We start from the raw sequence: 7,082 nt of genomic DNA on the forward strand, positions 1-7,082 counted from the left end.
CGAGCTGATGAACGGACTCGTGGCAGGGGCCCACGACGACATCGCCCTGCTCGCCCTGCGACTGCCCCAGTCGGACGACGGCGTCTCGCCCTGAGGCCGCATGCTCGCCGTACGCGATGTAAGTCCGAGGTGGGACGTTTTGGCCAGGGGGGTTCGGGGACACGTTGGGCGGAGGTCGTGTCGCGTGCGGGTTCGGAAGTGAGCTGGCATTCCATTCGTCCGCCCGCCCTGCCGTCCGGCTCAGAACGCGGGCGGCAGAGCTGTGCTGCGTTCAGATGACCGTGCCCTGGCCAGTGCCTTGATCAGAGCGGTGCGAATCTCGTCCGGCAGCTGTTCGCCGTGCACCCAGTCCACGATCAGTTCGGATACCTGCCGCAGTTTCGTGTTGGTGTGCTGTGAGACCTCTCGCAGCACTTGGAATCCCTGCTCGGGATGCAGGCCACCGAGGGTGATGACCACGCCGATCGCCTGGTCGACCACGGTGTGGGAGACGACGGCCTCCTGCAGCTGACTGATTTCCGTCTGCAACTCGCTGATCTTGTTCAGGAGCGGTGTCCGTCCCGGAACCATGTGCTCCTCGAGCCGCGTGAGGGTGCCGTTTCGAGAGTTCTCCATCATGATCACATCCCAGACCGCGGGTCTCCCGCCCGGGTCGCCGTGCCGTACGGAATTGCGAGGACGACAATTCGACTCTTACCCCGGATGCTGTCTTCGTGCATCCCGTTCCGCGGCGCGCAGCGGCCGGTGGCGTGGACCTGACTCAGGGTTCAACGCGGCCAGGGCGGTGGTGCACCTGCCCTTCGGACGATCGGTACCACTCGGGTCGCGGATGCTCCGTTGATGGTCGCGGCTGCCCGATGGACTGCAAGGATCCTGCGGGAGCGGATCACGGCCCACATGACCATACGATCGAGCGACTGTCGTACATCGCGGCAGGGCATTCGGGTGTGTGGGACTCGGAGGGGGCACCCAGGGGGGCCGCGTTCAGCAGCGTATCCATGGGGCTGGCTCGACTCAGGCTCCTCCGGTTCAGCCAATGAGCCGGGGGAGCCGCTGACAGGATCGCAGTGGTGGCGACCGACGACGATGCCCATGGCGTCGCCGATGGTGTGGCGGGTGGCGACGGCCAGTTCCGACTGGATGTGGGTGGGCGTTCGAGACGGCGACCCCGCATGGGAGGCCGGCAGCCGACTTCTCGTCCCGGGGGTCACCCGTGCGCGTTCGCGGTCGAGCGCTTCGCCTTCCACGGGCTGACGAAGCCGGTCGGGCGAGGGCGGCGACCTACTCGCGGGTGCGGGGTACTCGAAGAGGAACCCATCGGGGTGCCGACGTCTCTGTGACCTGCCGGCCCGGGGGCCGCCCACCGTGGTGGGTCCGTGCGGAAAGGACGGCGGTGACGTGGCGGAGGGCCTGAAGTCCGGCGGAGAGCACGAGCGGCGGCTGTCCGCGGGGGAGTCGGCTCTGTGGCAGCAGGTGGTCGAGCAGCTGGGCACGGCCCTTGCCGTGATCGACTCGGCCGGGCGCATCGTCGCTGTCAACCCGGCCGCCGAGCGGCTTCTGCAGCGCGCTGCAGGGTCGGTGTACGGGCGGGATCTGCACGACCTGTGCCATCGCGACCCGGGAGGTGGCCTCGTCCCGCGGGAGCGCTGCCCGCTGCTGCGGGCACTGGCCGAGAGGCGTGCGGCACGCGGGGACGACGACAGGTGCCTGCGTGGTGACGGGCGGCTGGTCCCGATCTCCTGGTCGGCCACCCCCCTGGCGGACGACGTCTCCGGCGTCTGCCTGGGCATGGTCGTGCTGATCGTCGAGACCGCGGCGGACCGCCGTGCCGGTAGGGAACGAGCGGAACGCGCCGAGCGGTCGGAACGGGTGGAACAGGCGGAACGAGCGGCTCATACGAGCGCGCTGGAGAGTCTCGCCGAGCGGTTGACACTCGTCGCGGAGATCACCGACGTGCTCGGTCAGACCCTGGAGGTGGACGAGGCCCTCGCCCGGTTGAGCCGCGTCCTTGTCCCCCGCCTCGCCGACTGGGCCGCGGTGGACCTGCGGGTCGGCTCTCGTCAGGTGCACCGAGTGGCCGTGACCGGTCCGGAGGGCCGTGCAGCCGGGCAGGAGGACTGGCGCGGTCATCTGCCCCCGGTCGGGGAGGCGACCCACTCGCCCCTGGTCCAGGTACTGAACGAAGGCGCTCCCGTGCTTCAGAAGCGGGTGGACCTGGAGGCACCGCCCGACTCCCCGCTGGCCAGCGTGCACGACGCCTTCCTCGGAGCGATCGGCGCGGCATCCGCCATCACGGTGCCGCTCGGCAGCGGACGGCAGGTCACCGGTGCGCTGACGCTGGTGCGCACCGACCCGGCCCGGCCCTTCGACACCGGCGATCTCGACGTGGCCGGCGACATCGGCCGCCGGGTCGGTCTGGTCATCGACAACGCGCGCCGGTTCGGCCGGCAGCGCGCGGTCGCCGAGGCCATGCAGCGCAACCTCCTTCCCCCGCTGCCCGCGCACGGCCGGTTCCAGCTGGCCGCCCGGTACCAGCCCGCTCCGCCCGGCTCCCAGGTCGGTGGTGACTGGTACGACGCCTTCGCGCTGAGGGACGGCACGCTCGCCCTCGTCATCGGCGACGTCGTCGGGCACGATCTGACCGCCGCGGCCGGCATGGCGCAGCTGCACGGCATCCTGCGCTCCCTCGCCTGGGACCATGCTGAGCCGACCGGTGCCGTCGTGGACCGCCTCGACGACGCCATGCACGCCATCACCATCGTGCGGATGGCCACCCTCGTCCTCGCCCGGGTGGACGGTCCGGACAGCGGCCCCTGGACGCTGCACTGGACCAGTGCGGGGCACCCGCCGCCCCTGTTGCTGAACCCCGACGGGAGCGCGCAGTACCTCGAAGCCGGGCAGGGACTCATCCTTGGAACCGACCCGTGTGCCGGCGATCCTCGCCCGAGTGCCGCCCACGCGCTGCCGCCGCGGTCCACGCTCCTGCTCTACACCGACGGCCTGATCGAAGTCCCCGGCAGCGACTTGACCAGAGGGCTCAGCCGACTGCGTCGCCACGCTCTCGCCCTCGCCCACGAACCTCTGGACATTTTGTGCGACCAACTGGCGGCCCGGATGCCCCTGGGCAGCACGGACGACGTCGCCCTTCTCGCCCTGCGCCTGCCCTGACCGGGCCGAGGCGTGATCCATGACGGGGCGTGGCTGCTCACGTCCCCGGAGCAAGCGCCAGAATGCGGAACGGACCGGGTGACACGGCCTGAAGGCCGTCGTCTCCGGCGTACCGCCAGCCCCAGGACCGCATTGTCTCGACGGTCCTGCCGTCCCGGACGTCCACCAGTGCGACGCCGAGCGCGGCGCCGTGGTCGGCGAGCAGTCGCCGCTGCAGGCGCCGGGCGAGGTTCCAGACGTGGTCCCGGTACTCCCGGCGCACGCGAGGCGGGACGACGATCCCGGAGACGACGAAGAGCCGCCCGGAGGCGGCGCGGCGGAGCAGACCTCCCCGGACGTGCCCGTCGAAGCCCGCCCAGCATGGACCCGAGCTGCCCGCGGGGAAGCCGTAGGCGTATCCGGTCAGGGCGGTGGTCTCCGCGATCAGCAGCGAGAACCCCGGCCGTCGTGCGTCGGCCGTGAGATGGCCCAGGAAGGGGCCACGTGCCTGGTTCCACGCCCACGGGTCACCACCGGAGGCTTCCGCGTACAAGTCGCCCAGCTCCTGCAGACGGTCCGCGACCTGACCGCGCGTCAGCCGATGGATCCGATCCGCAATCTGGGGCGACGACGTGCGCTCCCTCTGCGGCGGGCCCTGTGCGCGGGTACGCGGCCTGCCCCGTGCGGGCCGGAGAGCGGGGAGGGCCAGGGTCGTCGGGGGGAGCACCTGCGCGGTCATCGCCAACCCTGCCCCCGGGCGCGGACGAAGGCCGCCCCGGCGTCGTCGATCCCCGAGAACGGCACCGGTGCCTGAGGCGGTGCGCGGCGTGCCCTCGGTGTATCCACCGTACTCCCAGCCGGTCCCGCCCCGGCGGCCCGGCGGTCGCCGGCATCAGGAACGGCGCCGGCCGTCCGCGTACGGGCGCTGTCCTCCGGCCCAGGCCGGCTCGCGTGGTCACCGGGCTCGGCCGGGCGATCGGCAGGCGGCCGGTCGCCCGGCCGGTCATGGGACGCACGGCCACCCGCACCCGGCATACCCTGCAGAGAGGGCTGCCGTGGAAACGCGACGCAGGCCCCTCACACCGTCGCCCGCCTGCGTCGGGCAGCGACCCGAATCGTGGTCCGTACGTTTCGTACTCGTCTCGCGTCCGGGGCTCCGTATGGAGCAGCTGCCCCGCCGGTCGCGAAGGAGGAACCCGGCTCCATCTCACCCTCGACACCGCGCACGCCGTGGAACCCGCACGCTCCGGCTCGCGACCAGCAAATCGACAGAGCACGCGCACGCTCACGCCGACGAGGTACGACCCGGATCCGTGAGGCCACGAGGATCCGCCGGCGTGTTCGTCCCCCGCGGCCGTGACCCCGGAGAACCACAGCCATGACAAGACTCCGCGAACGCAAGAACAACCGGGAGGCGGTCCTGCGATCCCTCTACGGGGCCGTCGAACGCAATCGCCCCGAGGTCAGCGGATCGATACTCCGCGCCGAGCTGGGCCTGCCCGACGAGGACCTCTCCGCCGCCTGCGCCTATCTGGCCGACGAGGGACTGATCAGCGTGGACTGGACCTCGCACCGGACCCCTGCGGCTGTCTCGCTGACACATGAGGGCACCTGCCTGATGGAGGAGCTGGAGGAAGAACAAGGGGAACAGGGCGGGGCAGAGAAGACGGAGCCGGACGGCTGACCCGCCCGCTTCTCCTCGGCTCAGGTGTAGCCTGACCGTACCGAGAGCTTTTCGCGCAGCGCTTCCGGCGGTGCCGTTCCCGGCGAGGTACGAAACGGGCAGTCGTGCTACGGCTCCCGGGACGGGACCGGACCATGGAACCCAGCAGTGCGCCGGCTGAAGACGCGTCCGGTGCCGACGCGCACTCGTACCGCATGCCTCTGCCCCGCCTGACCCTCACCCCGGACGTCAGTCACGGCCCGCTGGACGGTGCCTGGTGGCCGCGCTGCGACGCGCTGGAGCTCGAACTTCCCTCGCTTGTCGACTTGTTGGAGCCGTATCCGGGGGCCGTGATACGGGTCACCGTGGACCCCGCCGGGTGGCCCGGCGCTCCGCGCACGGTCATGGCCCCAGGCCGGGTGATCGCCGTGGAGCCGACCGGACCCGGAAGCGACGCGCACGTCATCACCCTGGACTGCGGCGCCGTGGGACGCTGGGTGCTCCTGGTCGTCCCGCCCGAGGAGCCAGCCGGAACAGCTGTCCGGCTGCTGGCCGCCGCTGCCGACCCGGAGAACCCACTGACCGCCGCGAGCATGCTGGCGCTCGCCGATGCGGGTCGCCCGGTGGGCGCGGCCGGGGAGGCGGAATGAGGCACGGGGCCCCTTGGGAGCCCGCGGCAGGGACGACCGGCCGGCGTCAACCACCATCCTCGCGTGAGCCGTTGCCCACTGTGAATGACACTTCTGCGCTCTTCGAGGAGTGCCGCATCGTCCGCACGCACGGTGAACTGGACACGCAATCCGCGGCTCCACTGGTCCGCGCCCTGGCCGAGGCCCGAGCGGCCCGGCCCGGACGGCTCTTCCTGATCGTGGACCTGAGCGAGGTGACCTTCTCCGACTCCAGCATCCTGTCTGCGCTGTGCGAGGCGTGGTCCGACTGCCGCGCCCGGCGAGGCTGGGTACGCATCGTGTACGACAACCACACGACCGACCTGGTCTTCCGCCACACCGGCCTGCTCGACCGTTTCCCCGCCTACGCGAGCGCACAGGACGCCTGGGAGGGACGAACGGCCGACGCCGCACTCCCGCCTCCCCGCGAGCGCACTGCCGGCCGCCGGGACGCACCGCCCGGCCGGGGACCACATGCCGCGCCGAACCACCCGACAGGACACCTCATGAGCGACCAGCTGCGGCGCCCGCCACCGGTCCCGCCCCTCCTTCGCCTGTACCTAGCGCCCGAGAGCACCGTGCCACGCCGTATCGACGGGGCCTGGTGGCCGCGAACCTTCGACCTCCTGGCGGAACTCCCGTCACTGCTCTCCGGCCTGCCCCGCGCCTGGGGCCAGATCGTCAGTGTCCTGGTGAACGGCACAGGGTGGGCCGGGGTCCCGGGCCGCATGCTCGTCTGCAACCAGGTCGTCCGGCTGCGCAGGACCGCCACGGCGCGCACGCCCAGCACCATCGTGCTGATGGCCCCCGCCCATGGGCGCCGGGATCTGCTGGTCGTGTCACCGGAGGCCACCGAGCGGGCCGCGGAATCGCTCGTGTCCGCAATGGGACTGACGCCGGAGCAGGGTCACTTCGCGAGCTGAGTGCGTGGGTCCGGCCCGTCCGGCGGCACGGGCAGGCACACCCGGCGAGGATGCGCTCGGTTCGTGGGTGGACGCCGGCCGGCTGCGGGCGAGGCTTCTTCCGGCGCAGCCCTGCGCGCGATGCGGTGCAAGGTCTGGGACGGGTATGGCGGCTTACGGCTGTTGACCGGTGCCCCTCGGGGTGTGCGCGGGGCGTTGCGGCGGCCTCGGCGCGGTCATGTCGAGCAGGAGAAGGGCGTTGTGGTCGGGGTGCCGGGTTCGGTGATGTAGACGCCGATGCGCTGGCCGGGTGTGCCTTCCACGTGCGGGGACTGCGAGGTGAGGGTGACCGTGCCGACCTGGGGTGGTGGAAGGTCTTGTGGGGGCGCCCGTCCCGAGCCGGACCGTGCGCCACCCGCCCGCACCCCGACGTGCCTCGTCGACGGATGGGACGGAGAACTGCTCGGCTGCTCCCTGGACAGGTTGAGCCGGGCCCCCCGGCCTTCGCCGGTTGGAGTTTGGTGGGGGCCGCGCCGACTGTCGGCCTGCCTGCTGCCTGGGTCACTGCCTTTCAGTGCCCGACCCCGATTACCAGTAGTGGCGTCGACCGGCGACGGCGTGTCCCATCGCGCCGAGGATCCACAGGATGGCTCCGACGACCAGCAGGATGATCCCGATGGTCCACAGGATGGACAGGCCGGT

Annotated in this window: 7 protein-coding genes and 1 pseudogene; 4 read left to right on the top strand and 4 right to left on the bottom strand. The window is 71.5% G+C overall.

Annotated features, from left to right (window positions below):
* Positions 1 to 240: 240 nt before the first annotated feature.
* A complete protein-coding gene (locus ACWC94_RS42075) occupies positions 241 to 618 on the bottom strand; it encodes an ANTAR domain-containing protein (RefSeq protein ID WP_450803048.1) in 378 nt (125 codons plus the stop codon).
* A gap of 780 nt (positions 619 to 1,398) precedes the next feature.
* Between ACWC94_RS42075 and ACWC94_RS42080 the strand changes: the two genes are divergently transcribed.
* Positions 1,399 to 3,168, top strand: a complete 1,770-nt coding sequence (locus ACWC94_RS42080) for a SpoIIE family protein phosphatase (protein ID WP_450803040.1) — start codon at positions 1,399 to 1,401, stop codon at positions 3,166 to 3,168.
* Between the two features lie 37 nt (positions 3,169 to 3,205).
* On the opposite strand, the gene ACWC94_RS42085 is transcribed toward ACWC94_RS42080, so the two are convergent.
* On the bottom strand, positions 3,206 to 3,700 hold the full coding sequence (locus ACWC94_RS42085) for a hypothetical protein (RefSeq protein ID WP_450803041.1): 495 nt from the start codon (positions 3,698 to 3,700) through the stop codon (positions 3,206 to 3,208).
* An 825-nt stretch (positions 3,701 to 4,525) separates the two neighbouring features.
* Here ACWC94_RS42085 and ACWC94_RS42090 point away from each other — a divergent pair.
* From ACWC94_RS42090 to ACWC94_RS42100, 3 genes are all read left to right on the top strand, one after another.
* Positions 4,526 to 4,831 (top strand): hypothetical protein, encoded by a 306-nt coding sequence (locus ACWC94_RS42090; protein ID WP_450803043.1) that lies wholly within the window; start codon positions 4,526 to 4,528, stop codon positions 4,829 to 4,831.
* Positions 4,832 to 4,965: 134 nt separating this feature from the next.
* Positions 4,966 to 5,460 carry a DUF5994 family protein gene (locus ACWC94_RS42095; protein WP_450803045.1) on the top strand — a complete coding sequence of 165 codons (495 nt, stop codon included), beginning with the start codon at positions 4,966 to 4,968 and terminating at the stop codon, positions 5,458 to 5,460.
* 80 nt (positions 5,461 to 5,540) lie between these two features.
* Positions 5,541 to 6,401: a DUF5994 family protein gene (locus ACWC94_RS42100; RefSeq protein ID WP_450803046.1), complete on the top strand. Its 861-nt coding sequence runs from the start codon at positions 5,541 to 5,543 to the stop codon at positions 6,399 to 6,401.
* A gap of 153 nt (positions 6,402 to 6,554) precedes the next feature.
* Here the strand turns inward: ACWC94_RS42100 and ACWC94_RS42105 are convergent.
* Positions 6,555 to 6,762 (bottom strand): annotated as a pseudogene (locus ACWC94_RS42105) (MmyB family transcriptional regulator); the annotation flags it as partial.
* Positions 6,763 to 6,968: 206 nt separating this feature from the next.
* On the bottom strand, positions 6,969 to 7,082 hold a 114-nt coding region (locus ACWC94_RS42110; RefSeq protein WP_450803049.1), incomplete at its 5' end, for a DUF6131 family protein.

The sequence above is a fragment of the Streptomyces sp. NPDC001135 genome (assembly GCF_053598395.1).

What these genes read in the sequence shown, in the direction of transcription:
- ACWC94_RS42095 (WP_450803045.1), top strand. Translation starts at nt 4,966, where the DNA reads ATGGAACCCAGCAGTGCGCCGGCTGAAGACGCGTCCGGTGCCGACGCG.
- ACWC94_RS42075 (WP_450803048.1), bottom strand. Translation starts at nt 618, where the DNA reads ATGATGGAGAACTCTCGAAACGGCACCCTCACGCGGCTCGAGGAGCAC.
- ACWC94_RS42090 (WP_450803043.1), top strand. Translation starts at nt 4,526, where the DNA reads ATGACAAGACTCCGCGAACGCAAGAACAACCGGGAGGCGGTCCTGCGA.